At 52.4% G+C, this 16092-nt stretch carries 14 protein-coding genes; 11 read left to right on the forward strand and 3 right to left on the reverse strand.

From position 1 onward, the window contains the following. Positions 1-19 precede the first annotated feature (19 nt). Positions 20-859 carry a late competence protein ComER gene (gene comER, locus GOM71_RS11910; protein ID WP_156281310.1) on the reverse strand — a complete coding sequence of 280 codons (840 nt, stop codon included), beginning with the start codon at positions 857-859 and terminating at the stop codon, positions 20-22. A 205-nt stretch (positions 860-1064) separates the two neighbouring features. Between comER and GOM71_RS11915 the strand changes: the two genes are divergently transcribed. The 4 genes from GOM71_RS11915 to GOM71_RS11930 all read left to right on the forward strand — a co-directional run bounded on the left by GOM71_RS11915 (position 1065) and on the right by GOM71_RS11930 (position 6471). Further along, positions 1065-1577: a ComEA family DNA-binding protein gene (locus GOM71_RS11915; RefSeq protein WP_173275537.1), complete on the forward strand. Its 513-nt coding sequence runs from the start codon at positions 1065-1067 to the stop codon at positions 1575-1577. A 197-nt stretch (positions 1578-1774) separates the two neighbouring features. Continuing rightward, entirely contained in the window at positions 1775-3076 is a 1302-nt protein-coding gene (locus GOM71_RS11920) for a homocysteine synthase (protein ID WP_156281314.1), read from the forward strand. Positions 3077-3167: 91 nt separating this feature from the next. Further along, a complete protein-coding gene (locus GOM71_RS11925) occupies positions 3168-3701 on the forward strand; it encodes a deoxycytidylate deaminase (RefSeq protein WP_156281316.1) in 534 nt (177 codons plus the stop codon). Between the two features lie 121 nt (positions 3702-3822). After that, positions 3823-6471, forward strand: a complete 2649-nt coding sequence (locus GOM71_RS11930; protein ID WP_156281318.1) for a ComEC/Rec2 family competence protein — start codon at positions 3823-3825, stop codon at positions 6469-6471. A 10-nt stretch (positions 6472-6481) separates the two neighbouring features. Here GOM71_RS11930 and GOM71_RS11935 read toward each other — a convergent pair whose 3' ends face one another. Continuing rightward, positions 6482-7258 carry a class I SAM-dependent methyltransferase gene (locus tag GOM71_RS11935; RefSeq protein WP_156281320.1) on the reverse strand — a complete coding sequence of 259 codons (777 nt, stop codon included), beginning with the start codon at positions 7256-7258 and terminating at the stop codon, positions 6482-6484. Between the two features lie 318 nt (positions 7259-7576). On the opposite strand from GOM71_RS11935, the gene GOM71_RS11940 reads away from it, so the two are divergent. The 3 genes from GOM71_RS11940 to holA all read left to right on the forward strand — a co-directional run bounded on the left by GOM71_RS11940 (position 7577) and on the right by holA (position 10357). After that, a complete protein-coding gene (locus tag GOM71_RS11940) occupies positions 7577-8125 on the forward strand; it encodes an RNA polymerase sigma factor (protein ID WP_367649564.1) in 549 nt (182 codons plus the stop codon). After that, a complete protein-coding gene (locus GOM71_RS11945) occupies positions 8122-9108 on the forward strand; it encodes an anti-sigma factor family protein (protein ID WP_253944813.1) in 987 nt (328 codons plus the stop codon). The genes GOM71_RS11940 and GOM71_RS11945 overlap by 4 nt, the downstream gene beginning before the upstream one ends. A gap of 214 nt (positions 9109-9322) precedes the next feature. Beyond that, positions 9323-10357 (forward strand): DNA polymerase III subunit delta, encoded by a 1035-nt coding sequence (holA, locus tag GOM71_RS11950; protein WP_156281324.1) that lies wholly within the window; start codon positions 9323-9325, stop codon positions 10355-10357. 58 nt (positions 10358-10415) lie between these two features. On the opposite strand, the gene rpsT is transcribed toward holA, so the two are convergent. Beyond that, positions 10416-10688 (reverse strand): 30S ribosomal protein S20, encoded by a 273-nt coding sequence (gene rpsT / locus GOM71_RS11955; protein ID WP_156281326.1) that lies wholly within the window; start codon positions 10686-10688, stop codon positions 10416-10418. A 286-nt stretch (positions 10689-10974) separates the two neighbouring features. Between rpsT and gpr the strand changes: the two genes are divergently transcribed. The 4 genes from gpr to lepA all read left to right on the forward strand — a co-directional run bounded on the left by gpr (position 10975) and on the right by lepA (position 15995). Further along, entirely contained in the window at positions 10975-11922 is a 948-nt protein-coding gene (gene gpr, locus GOM71_RS11960) for a GPR endopeptidase (protein WP_253944820.1), read from the forward strand. Between the two features lie 481 nt (positions 11923-12403). Continuing rightward, complete coding sequence (gene spoIIP, locus GOM71_RS11965; RefSeq protein WP_156281330.1) at positions 12404-13618, forward strand: stage II sporulation protein P; 1215 nt, start codon at positions 12404-12406, stop codon at positions 13616-13618. A gap of 19 nt (positions 13619-13637) precedes the next feature. Further along, complete coding sequence (locus GOM71_RS11970) at positions 13638-14078, forward strand: hypothetical protein (RefSeq protein ID WP_156281332.1); 441 nt, start codon at positions 13638-13640, stop codon at positions 14076-14078. Between the two features lie 99 nt (positions 14079-14177). Next, positions 14178-15995: a translation elongation factor 4 gene (gene lepA, locus GOM71_RS11975; protein WP_156281334.1), complete on the forward strand. Its 1818-nt coding sequence runs from the start codon at positions 14178-14180 to the stop codon at positions 15993-15995. Positions 15996-16092 lie beyond the last annotated feature (97 nt).

The raw sequence follows: 16092 nt of genomic DNA on the forward strand, positions 1-16092 counted from the left end.
CGGTCCAGCAGATTATCTGCTATTGACCGTTCACCTCTTTGCCGTAAAAGGCTGTCGAAACTTTCTCGACATCCTCATCAAATTTCGCGTGCGTCGTTTGAATGAGCCGATTGAATACGCCTTCCGTCTCGCGCCGGAGCAGCCGAAGCGCTTGTGCGGTTATGCCGCCTGGCACGGCAACCTTTGCCTGAACGTCGGCGGGTGTCAGCCCGCCCTCTGTCAGCAGCAAGCCTGTGCCGAGCAGCATCGCTGAGGCGACGCTCGTCGCTTCATCTTTCGATATGCCGGTCTCGTATACCGCAGCATCGATAAACTGTTCCAGCAAGCAAGCGAAGAAGGCCGGGCCGCAGCTGGAAATGTCGGAAACGATTCGAGTATATGATTCCTCGATTTGCAGCGGCTGGCTGATGTGCGACAGGAGCGATTCCAGACGGCTGCGATCCTCATCTTCAACTCTCGATCCGTATATGCAAAGCGTCGCTCCGCTCAAGACGGAATTGGTGACGCTGGGGATAACCTTGGCGATTTTGCACGGCATAAATTCTTCGAGATATTCAATCATGACCGGACTCGTTATGGATACAATGAGCTGTTCAGGTCGAACGACCGGCAGCAGCTCGTCGACTACCTTTTTAAATTCAAGCGGTTTGACGCATAGAAAAACAACGTTGCAGCCAATTGCGCATTCGGCGTTGGCTGTCTTCGCTTGGATACCCGGGTGGCGGTTAGCCACCGTTTGCGCTTTCGAGAAATTGCGGTTGCTGACGTTGATCTGGCTTGGCTCGAGTGCGCCAGACGACACGAATGCTTCGATCAGCAGGCTTCCCATCGTGCCTGTTCCGACGAATCCGACCTTCATGTCCAGCCCTCCTGTGTTCGAATTTACTGATGAGGCGGATGCGGCCACGCCAGCAACTTGTTGACTCTTTTAATCTATTCAGCAAGACTTGCTTCATATGCCACTGCATTCGCCTTTTTTTCCACATTTTTATAAGAGATCAAAATAGGGCTTTATATTTGCATGGATGCATTTATGCCATTCGTTTAAGGAGGGCGATGAGACAATGAAATTTAAAGCTAGAAAAGCGCAGTATATTGAAAGTATTGGCAAAATAACAGTTGTGGTTTTGCTTATTGCGGCAGCCGGTTTGCTCGCGGCTGCCTTCGCATGGCCGAAGAAAGAAGCTCCGCTTGGCTGGGAGCCGTTGAACCGTCAAGTCGAAGCTGCTCTTCTGCTCGAATCTGCGCATGACGCTGGAAACGGAGATAAGGCCGCCGCAAGCAGCAAGGGGGAGTCGGAAGCAGATAATCGAAAGGAAGCGTCTAAAGCAGCTGCGCCTGAATCGTCGAGCAAAGCTTCCGAATCCAATGGCGCTGCCGAAATGCTGGACATAAACCGCGCTACTTCCGAGCAATTGGATCGCTTAAAGGGGATCGGTCCGTCAAAAGCAAAAGCGATTGTCGCCGATCGCGAGCTAAACGGCTTTTTTCAGTCGACGGACGATTTGCTCCGTGTAAAAGGCATAGGACCGAAGCTGCTTGCGGCTTTGAAAGAGAGCATTGTCGCCCGTCCGTAAATATGAGAGAATGAAAGAGTCTGGAGGAAAACAATCCCAGAAAAGCCTGGCAAAACTAAGCGAAGCTTACGAGGCGAGTTTTGCTTCGCGAAACGTAAGCAGACGCTAACGAAGCAAGTTTTGCTTCGCAAAACTTAAGACTCGCTTACGAAGCAAGTTTTGCTTCGCAAAACTTTAAAGAGGAGTTGTTTGTACAAATGCCTGAACAAGAACAACGCAAGCTCTCGCTCGAAACGCTATCCGTCCACGGAGGCCAGGAAATCGATCCGACTACCTTTGCGCGCGCGGTGCCTATTTACCAAACGACGTCTTACGGTTTTCGGGATACCGATCATGCCGCGAACTTATTCTCGCTGCAGGAATTCGGCAATATTTATACTCGTATTATGAACCCGACAACGGACGTATTCGAGAAACGGATTGCAGTTCTGGAAGGAGCGCCGGCGGCGTTAGCTGTCGCATCCGGACAAGCTGCCATTACGTACTCGATCTTGAATATTGCCGGTGCAGGCGATGAGATTGTTTCGGCGGCAAGCCTATATGGCGGAACGTACAATCTATTCTCCACAACGCTGGCTAAGCTTGGCATTAAAGTGCATTTTGTCGACCCGTCGAACCCGGAAAATTTCCGCGCGGCCATTACGGACAAGACAAAGGCGATCTTTGCCGAGACGATCGGCAATCCGAAGGGCGATGTGCTCGACGTTGAAGCTGTCGCCGCAGTCGCTCACGAGAACGGCATTCCGCTTATTGTTGACAGCACGTTCTCCAGCCCTTACTTGCAGCGTCCGCTCGAGCATGGCGCAGATATCGTCGTCCATTCCGCAACCAAATTCATCGGCGGGCACGGCACCTCGATTGGCGGTGTAATTGTCGACGGCGGCAAGTTCGACTGGAAGGCGAGCGGCAAATTCCCGGGCCTGACTGAACCGGATCCAAGCTACCACGGCGTCGTTTATACGGAAGCGGTAGGGCCGATTGCTTACATCATTAAAGCCCGCGTTCAGCTGCTTCGCGACATGGGCGCGGCGCTGTCGCCGTTCAACTCGTTCCTGCTGCTGCAGGGCCTCGAGACGCTTCATTTGCGCATGGAGCGCCACAGCGCGAACGCGCTGGCTGTCGCCAAGCACTTGGAAGCGCATGAAGCAGTTGAATGGGTCAGCTATCCGGGACTGGAAAGCCATCCGTCCTATGATCGGGCGCAAAAGTATTTGCCGAACGGCCAAGGCGCAATTTTGACCTTTGGCATTAAAGGCGGAGCAGAAGCGGGCAAGAAGATCATCAATGCGGTGAAGCTGTTCTCGCATCTTGCCAATGTCGGAGATTCCAAATCGCTAATCATTCATCCGGCCAGCACGACTCACCAGCAGCTGTCTGCTGAAGAGCAGCTATCTGCGGGCGTAACGCCGGGCTTAATCCGGCTGTCGATCGGAACGGAAGGCATCAACGACATTTTGGCCGACCTGGATCAAGCGCTGAGCATTAGCCAACAGAACTAATTTGCAGTTATAATTAGTATAAGAAGTAAGCAGTACTAACGTATTTTGCCAAAGTATCGGCTAATACGGGACAGCAGGAGGAAGACGTACAATGGCAACGGAATTTTCGCAAGAAGCGGAACGCAAAGATTGGGACACGTATTTCATGGATATCGCGTATATGGTTTCGACACGCTCGCGCTGTCCCCGCAGACATGTAGGCGCTCTGCTCATGCAGGGCAAGAAGCTGCTTGGCACTGCCTACAACGGAGCGCCGATGGGCGTGCAGGATTGCTCGGAGGCAGGCTGCATGATCGCGGAGGAATGGGAAGCAAAGCTTATCGACGGCAAAGAGCAAATCGTCAAGAAACAGCGGTGTATCCGCACAATTCACGCGGAGCAAAATTTGCTGCTGTTCACCGACCCGGTTAATCGAGACGGCTCTACTGTATATGTGACGGACCAGCCCTGCTGGACTTGCGCCAATATGCTTGCCAACAGCGGCGTGAAAGAAATCGTGTTTCACCGCGCGTACCCGAAGGACGGCGATAAAGTGACGCTGCTGATGAAACAGAAGGGTATCGTCTTTCGCGGATTAAAGGATTACGAGCCGCCGGCGCAGGCAAAGATGAACGTCGTATCGTAGCGTCTGCAGGTTTCAAAAAATGAGAACCAGAATGAGGAAGAACCTCTGAACTAGCCAAGCCTTTGCTGCGGCTGCTGTTCAGAGGTCTTTTTTTGTACCCGTATATTGAGGAGGAGCATGGATGTTTAATCGAAGGCCGATTGTCTGGTTTGCGGTGTGCTGGGTTTTTGGCAGCGCGGCTGCTGCAAGCCTGGCGCCTGCCGCCCTTGCGCTTGCGGCGGGAGCGCTAACATTAGCTGCGCTGGCGCTCGTGCTTGGCAAGCAAGCGGCGCCGCGGCTAGCCGTCGTTTGCTTGCTCGGCTGCGCCGCCGCCGCAGGAGAACGGTTGTGGGCGGATGCCCGCAACGTGACGGCGCTGCCGGCGCTGCTTGCCGCCGCAGAGGCGGCCGGGCCTGACGCCGCCTTCATGGCGGAGGCGGAAGGCGTTGTTTCGTCCGCGGTCGAGATCGACGGCGACCGCGTGACGTTTCGCGTGACGGCCGAAGCCGTCCGCGTTGAGGGCGAGGCGGCGCCGCGTCGGCTGCGCGAGCGCCTTCTTGTGCATATCCGGCTGGCTGAGCAGCCGGAGCAGGCGGTCGCCGCCGCGTGGCAACGCGGCGACCGCGTGCGCATTGCCGGCGAGCTGGCTCGGCCGGCAGGCGCATCCAACAGCGGCGGCTTCGATTACCGCCGCTATTTGCGGAGCAGCCAGCAAATACACTGGCTGCTCCGCGCCAGCGGCACCGGCGCCGTGGATCGGGCGCCGGGCCCGCCATGGAGCGCGGCCGCAATGCTTGGCCGCGTTGATGCGGCGCGCGGCTGGCTCGGCGCGCGCATGGATGAGCTGTACCCGTCCGATCAGTCCGGGTACATGAAGGGTCTCGTCCTCGGCGTGCGCGAGGATCTCGACCCGGGCCAGTTCCAGCAATTTTCCCGGCTCGGATTGACGCATATTCTTGCGATTTCCGGCCTTCATGTTGCTGTCTTTCTCTATGCGCTCGGCGGCTTGTTCCGCTTGTGCAGGATGACGCGGGAGCGGATGCTCCTCGCGCTGCTGCTCGCCGTGCCGTTTTATGTTCTGCTTGCGGGAGCTTCGCCCTCAGTGGTCCGGGCGGGGCTCATGGCGATGCTTGGATTGCTCGCCGCCCGTCTCGGCCAATTAAAGGACGGCTTGCATTTGCTTGCGGCGTCAGCTGTACTGATGCTTATGTGGAATCCCTATTTAATAAGCGACGTCAGCTTTCAGCTCAGCTATATCGTTACGGCAGGTCTCATCATCGGGGTGCCGCCGCTGCGAAAGGCGCTGCCTGATTGGCGCAAAGGAAAAGCGCTGCTCGATTTGCTCGCGGTTACACTCGTTGCGCAAGCAGCCGCTTTTCCGGTATCAATCTGCTATTTCAACCAGTTTCATTTGCTGTCGCTGCCGGCTAATTTAGCGCTCGTTCCGTTTATTAGCTTTATTGTGATGCCGTTAGGAGCTGCTGCGCTGTTGTTCGGCATGATTTGGCCTCTTGGCGGAAAGCTGCTTGCGGCCGCAGGCGCATATGCGAATGACGCTACCTTTTGGCTGGTCGATAAGCTGGCGGATGCGGACGGCTTGCGAACAATTTGGGCATCGCCGCCTTTATGGTGGATTGCTGCTTGGTATTTGCTGTTTATTGCAGGAAGCCGGCTGCTTTTTTCGATATCGGTCCATCCGAGCGCTATTGCACTGCGTCCAGCATCCGATCAAGAGCCAAGCACGGAGACTATGCCGCTATACGATTGGATTGAGGGTGAGGAGTCGCCGAGGCGAAGAACATCCATATGGAAGTCATCCATGCTGGCCTTAATCGGGCTTGCTGCTGCTGCTCTGCTCGTGTATGCCTATTACCCTGATCGCTTCGACCGCAGCGGAAGCGTTCATGTGCTTGATGTCGGTCAGGGCGACAGCATCTATATTCGAACGCCGAGCGGAAAACGAATTTTGATTGACGGCGGCGGCACGCTCGATTTTCGAAAGTCGGGCGAGGAGTGGAGAAAGCGGAATGATCCGTTTGAAGTCGGGCGGAAGGTTGTCGTACCGCTTCTGATGAAGAGAGGCGTGCATGAGCTTGATCTGCTTGTTGTATCGCACTTGGACAGCGATCATATTCGCGGCTTGCAAGCGGTGCTGGATTCGATACCGGTCAGAGGCATTTTGTGGAACGGCACGATGAAACGGGAGGAGGATGCTGAGGCGTTGCTGAGCCAAGCGACGGCACGCGGCATTCCGCTGTATCGAGCCGAAGCCGGACAGCAATGGAAAATGGATGGCGACTCGCTGCTGTCCGTTCTTTGGCCTCAAGCCCGGGATAAGGCGCCCGTTGCTGCTGAGCTGACGCTGCCCTCCGAAGATGATCAAAATCCGATTAGTGTCGTCATTCTTATGAAGATCTATAAGCGCCAATTTTTGTTCGCGGGAGACATTGACTCGGCGGTTGAAAACGAAATCGTGAAGCTGAGAGCTGTCGGCTCGAAGGATAAGGCTGCGCTTGACGATGTTGGCGTTTGCTGTGAGCCAATCGACGTGCTGAAGGCAGCTCATCACGGCAGCCGCTACTCGACTTCGGAGCAATGGCTTCATTATTGGCAGCCGCTAGCTGCCGCTTTATCAGCCGGATCGTCCAATACGTACGGGCACCCGCATCCCGATGTGCTAACCCGGCTGCATGACGTCGGCGCTTCTATCTATCGAACGGATACGGACGGGGAGATCAGCTATAAAGTTACGGCGGCTAACGATCTTATCGTACGAACGGTAAAGCCATGAGCATTAATTATTAATGGCTGGGTTTGCTGGCAATTACCCTCAGCCGCTTGTAATCGACATACCATGCGCCGTCACGGAACAGTTGGCCGCGCGCGCTTCCGGCGACTTTATCGAACAGCTCTTCTTTTTGTTCCGCAGAAAAGTCGGCGACAAAAGTGTTGGCGAAGCCGTTCAGCCAATGGGCAAGTCCTTTCTCGCCATCTTCCATTTTCGTTGGACGTTCGAACAGCGCAGCATGCAACACGTCGAATCCCTGATTCTCTAGCAGCGACGTATATGAGGCGATGCTAGGGAAATACCAGGGGTTCCGCGCTTCCGCATCGACGCCGTAATCATTGACGAGGTGACGGTAGAGTGCGGATACGACCGTACCGACGTTCCGGTGTCCACCAAATTCGACGACCAGTCTGCCGCCCGGCTTTAAAGCGTTCCACATGCACGCGATCGCCTTTTCAGGTTTTTTTATCCAATGCAGGGCCGCATTAGAGAAGATCGCGTCATAGGCTGTATTCGTTGTGAACTGCTCGGCATCACCCGTTTGAAACTGAATATTTGCATACTTAGCACGCGCTTTCTCGATCATTTCCTCCGACATATCCATTCCGGATACAATCGCTCCGCTTTTTGCTATTTCATTCGTCAGCTCCCCTGTTCCGCAGCCGACATCCAAGATGTGCTCGCCGGGCTGAGCGTTCAACAGCTCGACAACGCCTTTGCCGTAATCGGAAACGAAGCCCAGTTTATTGTCATATAGTTCAGCGTTCCATACTTGACCGTCTGTTTTCATGGAAATCATCCCCTTCGTTATTTGATCCTCATTTTTACATAAATTGATTTATTGTTTAAATATATAATTCCTATTATGTTTATAGTTAAGTCCTATATATGTTCGAAATTCCTCTATACGGACTACTTTTTTTTTGCTATCCTTTATACTGGAGTTTTCTTGTTTTTGCAGTGAAGATTACGCGCTTAGAGATTGTGGATCGCGAGCGAAAGTGGCTTCAACATCAATACTTAATAAAATAAAGTAAATTATTTTATCATTCGTGCAACATTCACTGCAGCCTGCTCGTCAAAGAGGTTGCAAGAGGGGGGAGCCTTCGTGGTGGAGCCTGGCCTCATTAGAGCCGCTCAGTCGGGAGATCGCGACGCTTTAATTTCTCTTTTGCGAGAGATTGAAACACATGTCTATCGGACAGCCTACTATATACTAAACAATGAACAGGATGCGTTGGATGCGGCTCAGGAAGCGCTGATCCGAATTTATACGAAAATCGGTTCCTATGAAGAGAAGGCGCAGTTTAAGACATGGATTCAACGAATAGTAACGAATATCTGTATCGATAAATTTAGAAGAAGCAAGCCAACCGTATCCATTGAGGAGCACGAAATGGTGTTCAGGGAAAAGCAGAACGTAGAGGACGAAGTTATGTCCGCTTACGCGATTCAAGATATACGAGTCGCTATCGAGAAGCTCCCCGATCATCATCGAGCCGTTGTCGTACTAAGGTATTTGCAAGATTTTTCGTACAACGAAATTGCCGAATCGCTCGATCTCCCTTTAAATACGGTCAAATCCTACTTATTCCGAGCAAGGCAACAGCTTCAAACGTTACTTCAAGATTATCAGAAAGGTGGTGTCCGGGGATGAATTGCCAGGAGATGATTGAATATATGCACAGGCAGCTAGACGGTGATCTTGATGAACAAGAGCAACAGCTTTTGCTAAAGCATACTAGGCAATGTCCGGACTGCGCTGCAATGTTTGAACGGCTTAAGAAGCTGTCGTCAGAGCTTGAAAATTTGCCTAAAGTGATGCCAAGCTACAGTCTTGTTGACGCAATTCTTCCGCAGTTGGAGATGCTGGACGGCCCGCGCTTTTCCGACGCGGCTTCGGTTGAGACGGTTCAAGAGCAAGCGCGGGATAAAGGAAACGGCAGCGTTGCTGCAAGGAGAAGAAGATGGCCGGCTTGGATTAGCGGCGTTGCGGCAGCGGGCGCAGTCGCTATGTTCTTCGTAATTTCTTACAGCGGCGGGATGTTTCAGTCGGTATCGAAGGACGAGGCGGCAAGCAGTACAGCAGCTGAAGCTCAGCCTGCGGCCGCATTGCAGCAGAATAGCGCATCAGACGAAGAAAATGTGTTAGAACCCTATTCGTTCGACCTTCAGTACGGCAAAGAAGTGGGAGTGGAATCGATGGACAAAGCTCCTGCCGCCGCGGATGAATCAACCTCTAACAAATTGAAGACAGATTCTTCTGAAGATCAAAAGGCGAAAAGCTTCACTGGCGATGTCATCGATAATGGAGCGGAGACAACGGTTACGGTTAACAAATCGGCCAAATCGGTCGCAGGGGAAACCGACAAGTCGGAGGAGCGAGCGGCAGCAGCCGATACGGTGGCTTCAAGTGACGGCGTTTATGTCGCCTCGGCCAAAGAGCCTGGCAATGCCGTTCAAATTTCAAAGGGCGAGGATATTGTTTTTAAATCGACAGTAAAGAGTGGCAAAGTCACATTGCTGTCTTGGTCTGAAGACAATAGCAAGCTCACGTATGAAGTCCAATTGGACGATAAAAGCGGCGTTGAAACCTATATCGTTGATATCGCAACGCTTGAAGAAAAGAAAGCAGACTAATATGCAGGTTATTCGCACATTTTCCGGTTCCTCGGCGTATAGTGTAGGAACAGGAGAGTCAGCGGCGAAGCCTTGATCGTTGTATGACCATTGGCAGGGCGGTACCATGGACCTGCCTGCCGATGTTTATATAGATGTTCAGGGACAAAGGGATGAAGCCTTAGAGGCTCATCCCTTTGTTGCCGTTGTGTGAAATCGAAGGAGGCGGCATGCGATGGACGCAAAAGAAGCGTTGAAAGAAATAAAAAGCGGCAAATTCCGTCCTGCATATGTTGTATATGGCAGTGACCGCTATCGAATCGAGCAATTCGTCGATACACTCGCCGCGGCTATGTTTACGCCTGATGAGCGGGAGCTTGGCATTGTGAAGCTTGATACGGCGGAAACGCCTATTGAAGAGGCTGCATTGGAAGCGGAGACGCTGCCTTTTTTCGGAGAGCGGAAGCTGGTCATTGTAAAAGACGCGGTCGTGTTTGCTGCGGGGGGCAAGGAAGGCGGTAAGCTGGAGCACAAGACAGACCGCTTGCTTCAATATCTGGACATCCCTTCCGAAACGACGGTGCTGCTCTTTATGATCGGCGCGGAGAAGCTGGATGAGCGCCGCAAGCTGGTCAAGATGCTCAAGGATCGAAACGCGCTGCTTGCGTTTCAGGAGCTTGACGCGGCGGAACTTAAGCGGTGGGCGATCAAGCGGGCGGAAGAGCAAGGCCGGCGGCTTGGCGAGGACGCAGCCGACTTGCTGCTGTCCAGAGTCGGCGCGCATATGCAGCAGCTCGCCATCGAGCTGGACAAGCTGTGTCTGCATGCGGGCGAGGGCGGTCTGATCGGTTTGCCTGAGATTGAGCTGTTAACCGCCTCGACGGTGGAAGAGGATGTGTTTGCTCTTGTGGATGCGATCGCCGAGCTGAATGTCGATCGTGCGCTTCGGTTGTATCGAGCGTTGCTGCTGCGCCGGGAGGAACCGATCAAGATTGCGGCGCTTATTGCCCGGCAGTTGCGCATCATGCTGCAAATCAAAGAGCTGGAGCAGCACCGTTATTCGCCGCAGCAAATGGCGGGACAGCTTGGCTTGCATCCTTACGCAGTCAAACTGGCTGCTGAGAAATGCCGCAAATTTTCGGTACAACGGCTCGGCTCGCTGCTTTCCGCAATAGCAGAGCTGGACTACAGGATGAAAACGGGCGCAGTCGACAAAACGCTCGGCTTAGAGCTTTATCTGCTGGCCCTTGGAACGAAGCAAGGAGCGTAAATTAAAAAGGCTTCACAGCCCGGATATCCGGATTGTGAAGCCTTTTTGTTCGCAGCGATTAAGCTTGTGCCGAAAGGGCGTTCAGCTTTTTAGCAAGACGAGATTTTTTGCGGGAAGCCGCATTTTTATGAATCAGGCCTTTTGTAACCGCTTTGTCCAATTTTTTCGTTGCAGCGATAAGAGCAGCTTTAGCCGCGTCTACATCAGTGCCAGCGATTGCTTGGTCAGCAGACTTAACAGCCGTACGAAGCGCGGATTTTTGGGAAGCGTTCAAAGCGCGGCGTTTTTCGCTCGTTTTAACGCGTTTGATTGCGGATTTAATGTTTGGCATCGAATTTCACCTCCTAAAAAGTTTTGCGTAAGCATACGCTTAAGTTTGCTGTAGCAAACTTGAGCATACGTTAGTTCAATTCTAAGTAAACAACTTAAAATATATTACCATGCGCCCGAACGAAAAGCAAGAGCAGAAGAAAAGGCTTGCAAGTATGAAATAACGCTCGTTGCAAACAATAACAGGAGTTCGATCCGTATTTCCCCGAAGGGAGACTATTATCGTGAGCAATCTTGACTTGCAGCAATACAATGTGCGCACGGATTTGGCGCTTGAAGCTAAGGAAATGGCAGAGCAATCCGGCGTCGCTGGCGGACCTATACCCGGCGTCGTATCGAACACGTTCGAAGACAATGGCATAACGATTACGGAACTTGAGGTGCAGAACGAGCAAGGCTCGAACGCTATCGGCAAAGTGATCGGCAATTATGTAACGCTTGAGGTGCCGGCGCTTCGCAATCAGGATACGGAGCTACAAGATCGAGTAGCAACGCAGTTCGCGAAATATTTCGAAACCTTTCTGCAGCGTGTCGGCGTAGGCAAGACGGCTCGTGTCCTTATCGTCGGTTTGGGCAACTGGAATGTGACCCCGGATGCTCTTGGTCCGCTTGTCGTTGAAAATATAATGGTCACACGGCATTTTTTCGAATTGATGCCCGATCAGGTTTCCCCTGGTTATCGCGCAGTCAGCGCTGTCGCTCCCGGTGTGCTCGGAATAACCGGCATCGAGTCCAGCGAGATCGTCCACGGCATCGTGGAAAAAACGAAGCCCGATGCGATAATTGCGATCGACGCGCTTGCGTCCAGGTCGCTGGAGAGAGTCAATACGACTATCCAAATCGCCGACATCGGCATTCATCCCGGTTCCGGCATCGGCAATAAGCGCAAAGGGCTGACAAAAGAAATATTGGGCATCCCGGTTATCGCGATCGGCGTTCCGACCGTTGTGTACGCTTCAACTATCGTCAACAGCGCGCTTGAACTGATGCGCGGCCATATGGCGGCAAACAAAGCGGATAACAATCAAGTGTTCGGCTTGATGAACCAGATGGATGAATCGGAACGGCTGCAGCTTGTGAAAGAAGTGCTCAATCCGATCGGTCATGATTTGCTCGTCACGCCGAAGGAAATCGATCAATTTATCGAAGATATCGCCAATATAATTGCAAGCGGTCTGAACGCGGCGCTGCATGAAGCGGTCGATACGGATAATGTGGCAGCCTATACGCACTGACATAGGAAAATAAAGAAACGGCGGTTGCAGGGGTGGTTACCTGTGATCGCCGTTTCTTTATTTTTATCGATAACAGCCCATAACCCTTTATTTCGTCGGTTAGACGTCGAAGGAGCTGAATAACGCTGTGCGACAGCGTTATATCGTCGGTAGGACGTTGAATAGGACGGATAACAATGTGCCGCAGCGTTATTTCCACGAAACTAGCCCAAATCAGTGCTGGTCCAGCAGAATAACGCTGTGCGACAGCGTTATTTCGTCGGTTAGACGTCGAAGAGGACAGATAGCGCTGTACCGCAGCGTTATTTCTATTGGGAATAAGCCGATTACTCTTCGAATCTGCTAATTCGACATAGAGTTAATAGTTTCGGTTCTATTAACTGTATCCCGCTCATAGATTAATAGCAGCCAAGCTGTTCAACGAGAATGCAATCAGTGACTTTGAGCTCCATTCAAAGATCCTGATGTAAGGAGGATGTCTATGAAACGGATTATGCTGCTCGATATTGCTAGGGAGAGCCGAAAGATTCGCCAATTGCTTGTAACAGGACGAACTTTTGTAATTTTATCGTTATGCTCGATGCTGTTCTTTGTCGCGATCGGAATTGCCGGCATTGCGCATCAGCGTTCTTCTTCGACTCCGATTTCCTCTATGAAAGGGTTCGCGGCGGCTGTTTCAAGCGGACTGTTTGGGGATATGCTAGAAATGGAGATGCCGGCGTTCCAGAGCAAGACGGAGACCGAGGCATTAAACAATAAACAAATCGGCAGTTTTATCATCCGACTGATGACCGATATTAATCCTTCCGATCCGAAAAGCATGCTGGCGGGAGAAATTCCCGGCCTTGACAGCAATAAATCGATTCTTATCCGTAAGGGTGTCGGAACGGATACGGCGGTCGGACCGGAAGACAACGTTCCGATTACGAATGATCCGGCAGACCAGGCGCATGCAGACGAAACGCCGTTCCCGGCGGAGAGCGCGCCTGAACCGACAGAAACGCCGCGGCCAACGGAGAAACCCGGCATAGGCGGCAAGGCTACGACGGAAGGGCGCAAGGTTGCTTTTATCTATCATTCGCATAATCGCGAGTCGTGGTACCCGGAACTAAATAGCACGGCTAAAGATCCGAATTCCGATACGAAAAATATTACGCTGGTCGGCAAAAGGCTGGCGGAACAGCTGGAGGATCTCGGCATCGGCTCCATGCACTCCGATACGGATTATCCGACCGCCATTAAAGATTACCGCTGGGAGCTCTCATACAAATATTCGATGAAAACCGTCAAGGAAGCGTTGGCGAGCAGCGAAGATTTGAAGTTTTTATTCGATATTCATCGCGATTCGCAGAAACGAAAATATACGACCGTCGATATCGGCGGCAAAAGCTACGCGCAGGTTTATTTTATTATCGGCCACAAAAATCCGAATTGGAAAAAGAACGAGAGCTTTGCGACTCGCATTCACGAAAAGCTTGAAAAGAGCTACCCGGGCATATCGAGAGGGATTTTCGGCAAGACGGCCGCTACCGGAAACGGGGAGTACAACCAATCGCTTGCCGAGGACAGCGTGCTGATTGAAATCGGCGGCGTAGACAATACGTTAGCTGAAAGCTACAGGACGGTTGACGTGCTGGCTCAAATAATTGCAGACATCTACTGGGATGCGGAGAAGGTGTCCGCTCCGGAAAGCTAATTTATGGAGGGATCGGCAAATGAAGCGAAGCGCATGGAAATGGACGATATTAGGGGGCGTGCTTGTTTTTATCGTGCTGTATGCAATGGAAATGTCGCAGACCGGCATCGAGCGCATATATGGTCCAATTGAAGGCGGAGAGACTTCAATAACGCTGCCGTCCTCCTCTGCATATAACGGAACGAGCAGCGCGCCGCGCGAACAAGCGGAACAAGATGCGGCCGATACAGGGCTGTCTGACGAGGCGGAGAGAAAAATCGCTTCGCTGGAGCAAGAGCTGGCGGAAGTGCGGGAAATTGCGGAGCGCGGGGCGCGCAAGGAAAGGCTTCCCGGCATTGACGGAGACCCAAGCGAGCCGACCGTTAATAAGCTGGCAGACGGCACGGCAGGATTTCTTCAATCGTTCTCAAGCGGAGGCATCGAGTTTGTCGTGTCGCTGTTTGATAAAGTAACAAACTAGGCTCTGAGCCCGTTAGCAAGGCTGCTCTTGATAGCGCATTGCTGGTATTCCTCCAAGCTGATATAATAGATGGAATATTGGACTGTGTGGGGGTTAGGCATGACTGACGTTCGTGACCGGCAAAAGAAAATTAGAAATTTTTCCATCATCGCTCATATCGACCATGGCAAGTCGACGCTTGCAGACCGCATTCTGGAGTTTACAGGAGCGCTTTCTTCGCGTGAGATGCAGGAGCAAGTACTTGACCAGATGGATTTGGAGAGGGAACGCGGCATTACAATTAAGCTGCAAGCTGTTCGGCTTTCTTATAAAGCGGATGACGGCGAAGTGTATTTGCTCAATTTGATCGACACGCCGGGGCATGTCGACTTTACTTATGAAGTATCCCGAAGCATGGCTGCCTGCGAAGGCGCGCTGCTCGTCGTGGACGCGGCGCAAGGTATCGAGGCGCAAACGCTGGCAAACGTTTATCTGGCGCTCGAGAGCAATCTTGAGATACTGCCTGTCATAAACAAAATCGATCTTCCAAGCGCGGAGCCGGAGCGCGTCAAACAGGAAATCGAGGATGTCATCGGACTTGACGCAAGTGACGCCGTACTGGCTTCCGCTAAAGCGGGCATCGGCATCAAGGAAATTTTGGAGCAGGTCGTACAGAAGGTTCCGGCGCCGACAGGCGACCCGGACGAGCCGCTTAAAGCGCTCATTTTCGATTCGCACTACGATCCGTATAAAGGCGTAATCGTATATGTCCGCGTCATTGACGGCAGCATTAAAGCGGGCAAGAAGATTCGCTTTATGGCTACGGGCGCTGAATTTGAAGTTATCGAGGTCGGCGCATTCAAACCGCGCATGTCAATCGTTGATGAACTTTCGGTCGGTGACGTAGGCTTCGTCGTAGCGGGGATTAAGAACGTAAAGGATACGCGTGTCGGCGATACGGTAACCGAAGCGAAACGGCCTGCGCAGGAAGCGCTGCCGGGCTACCGCAAAATCAATCCGATGGTATTCTGCGGCTTGTACCCGATCGAGACGCAAGATTACAACGATTTGCGTGAAGCGCTCGAGAAGCTCGAGCTGAACGATGCGTCGCTCCGCTACGAGCCGGAAACGTCAACGGCGTTAGGCTTTGGTTTCCGCTGCGGATTCCTCGGACTTCTGCATATGGAAATTATTCAAGAGCGTATCGAACGCGAATTCAACATTCCGCTCATTACGACCGCGCCAAGCGTAATTTACCGCGTGACGCTGACAAACGGCACTGTAATTGATATCGACAACCCGTCGAATTATCCGGAAGCGGGCAAGCTTGAGTACGTCGAAGAGCCGTACGTCAAAGCCTCCATCATCGTGCCTAACGATTTTGTCGGTGCAATCATGGAGCTATGCCAAGGCAAGCGCGGAGAGTTTGTGAACATGGAGTACCTGGACACAAACCGCGTAACGCTCACTTATGAAATTCCGTTATCGGAAATCGTCTACGATTTCTTTGACCAATTGAAGTCGAGCACGAAAGGCTATGCATCCTTCGATTATGAATTGTCGGGCTACCGCCGTTCGAATCTCGTCAAAATGGATATCATGCTGAACAGTGAACAGGTCGATGCCTTGTCGGTTATCGTTCACCGGGATCGCGCATACCAGCGCGGGCGGGTCATTTGCCAGAAGATGAAGGAGCTCATCCCGCGTCAAATGTTCGAGGTGCCTGTGCAAGCTTCGATCGGCACGAAGGTTATTGCTCGCGAGACGGTTAAAGCGATGCGCAAAAACGTCCTTGCCAAATGCTACGGCGGCGACATCAGCCGTAAACGGAAGCTGCTTGACAAGCAGAAGGAAGGCAAGAAGCGGATGAAACAGGTAGGCAGCGTAGAAGTGCCGCAAGAGGCATTCATGGCTGTATTGAAAATCGACGAAGATTAACATGAGTCGGCAGGCTATGGACGGATTGCTGGAGACGGGGAAATCCGGGCTCGGCTTCCTCTGGAGCCTGCTCCTTTTTTTACCGTTGTGAACGGAT

Source organism: Paenibacillus sp. NEAU-GSW1 (assembly GCF_009737085.1).
Classification (GTDB): Bacteria; Bacillota; Bacilli; order Paenibacillales; family Paenibacillaceae; genus Pristimantibacillus.

What these genes read in the sequence shown, in the direction of transcription:
- lepA (WP_156281334.1), top strand. Translation starts at nt 14,178, where the DNA reads ATGACTGACGTTCGTGACCGGCAAAAGAAAATTAGAAATTTTTCCATC.
- GOM71_RS11920 (WP_156281314.1), top strand. Translation starts at nt 1,775, where the DNA reads ATGCCTGAACAAGAACAACGCAAGCTCTCGCTCGAAACGCTATCCGTC.
- GOM71_RS11945 (WP_253944813.1), top strand. Translation starts at nt 8,122, where the DNA reads ATGAATTGCCAGGAGATGATTGAATATATGCACAGGCAGCTAGACGGT.
- rpsT (WP_156281326.1), bottom strand. Translation starts at nt 10,688, where the DNA reads ATGCCAAACATTAAATCCGCAATCAAACGCGTTAAAACGAGCGAAAAA.
- GOM71_RS11935 (WP_156281320.1), bottom strand. Translation starts at nt 7,258, where the DNA reads ATGAAAACAGACGGTCAAGTATGGAACGCTGAACTATATGACAATAAA.
- GOM71_RS11915 (WP_173275537.1), top strand. Translation starts at nt 1,065, where the DNA reads ATGAAATTTAAAGCTAGAAAAGCGCAGTATATTGAAAGTATTGGCAAA.
- GOM71_RS11930 (WP_156281318.1), top strand. Translation starts at nt 3,823, where the DNA reads ATGTTTAATCGAAGGCCGATTGTCTGGTTTGCGGTGTGCTGGGTTTTT.
- comER (WP_156281310.1), bottom strand. Translation starts at nt 859, where the DNA reads ATGAAGGTCGGATTCGTCGGAACAGGCACGATGGGAAGCCTGCTGATC.
- GOM71_RS11970 (WP_156281332.1), top strand. Translation starts at nt 13,638, where the DNA reads ATGAAGCGAAGCGCATGGAAATGGACGATATTAGGGGGCGTGCTTGTT.
- gpr (WP_253944820.1), top strand. Translation starts at nt 10,975, where the DNA reads ATGGCAGAGCAATCCGGCGTCGCTGGCGGACCTATACCCGGCGTCGTA.
- spoIIP (WP_156281330.1), top strand. Translation starts at nt 12,404, where the DNA reads ATGAAACGGATTATGCTGCTCGATATTGCTAGGGAGAGCCGAAAGATT.
- holA (WP_156281324.1), top strand. Translation starts at nt 9,323, where the DNA reads ATGGACGCAAAAGAAGCGTTGAAAGAAATAAAAAGCGGCAAATTCCGT.
- GOM71_RS11925 (WP_156281316.1), top strand. Translation starts at nt 3,168, where the DNA reads ATGGCAACGGAATTTTCGCAAGAAGCGGAACGCAAAGATTGGGACACG.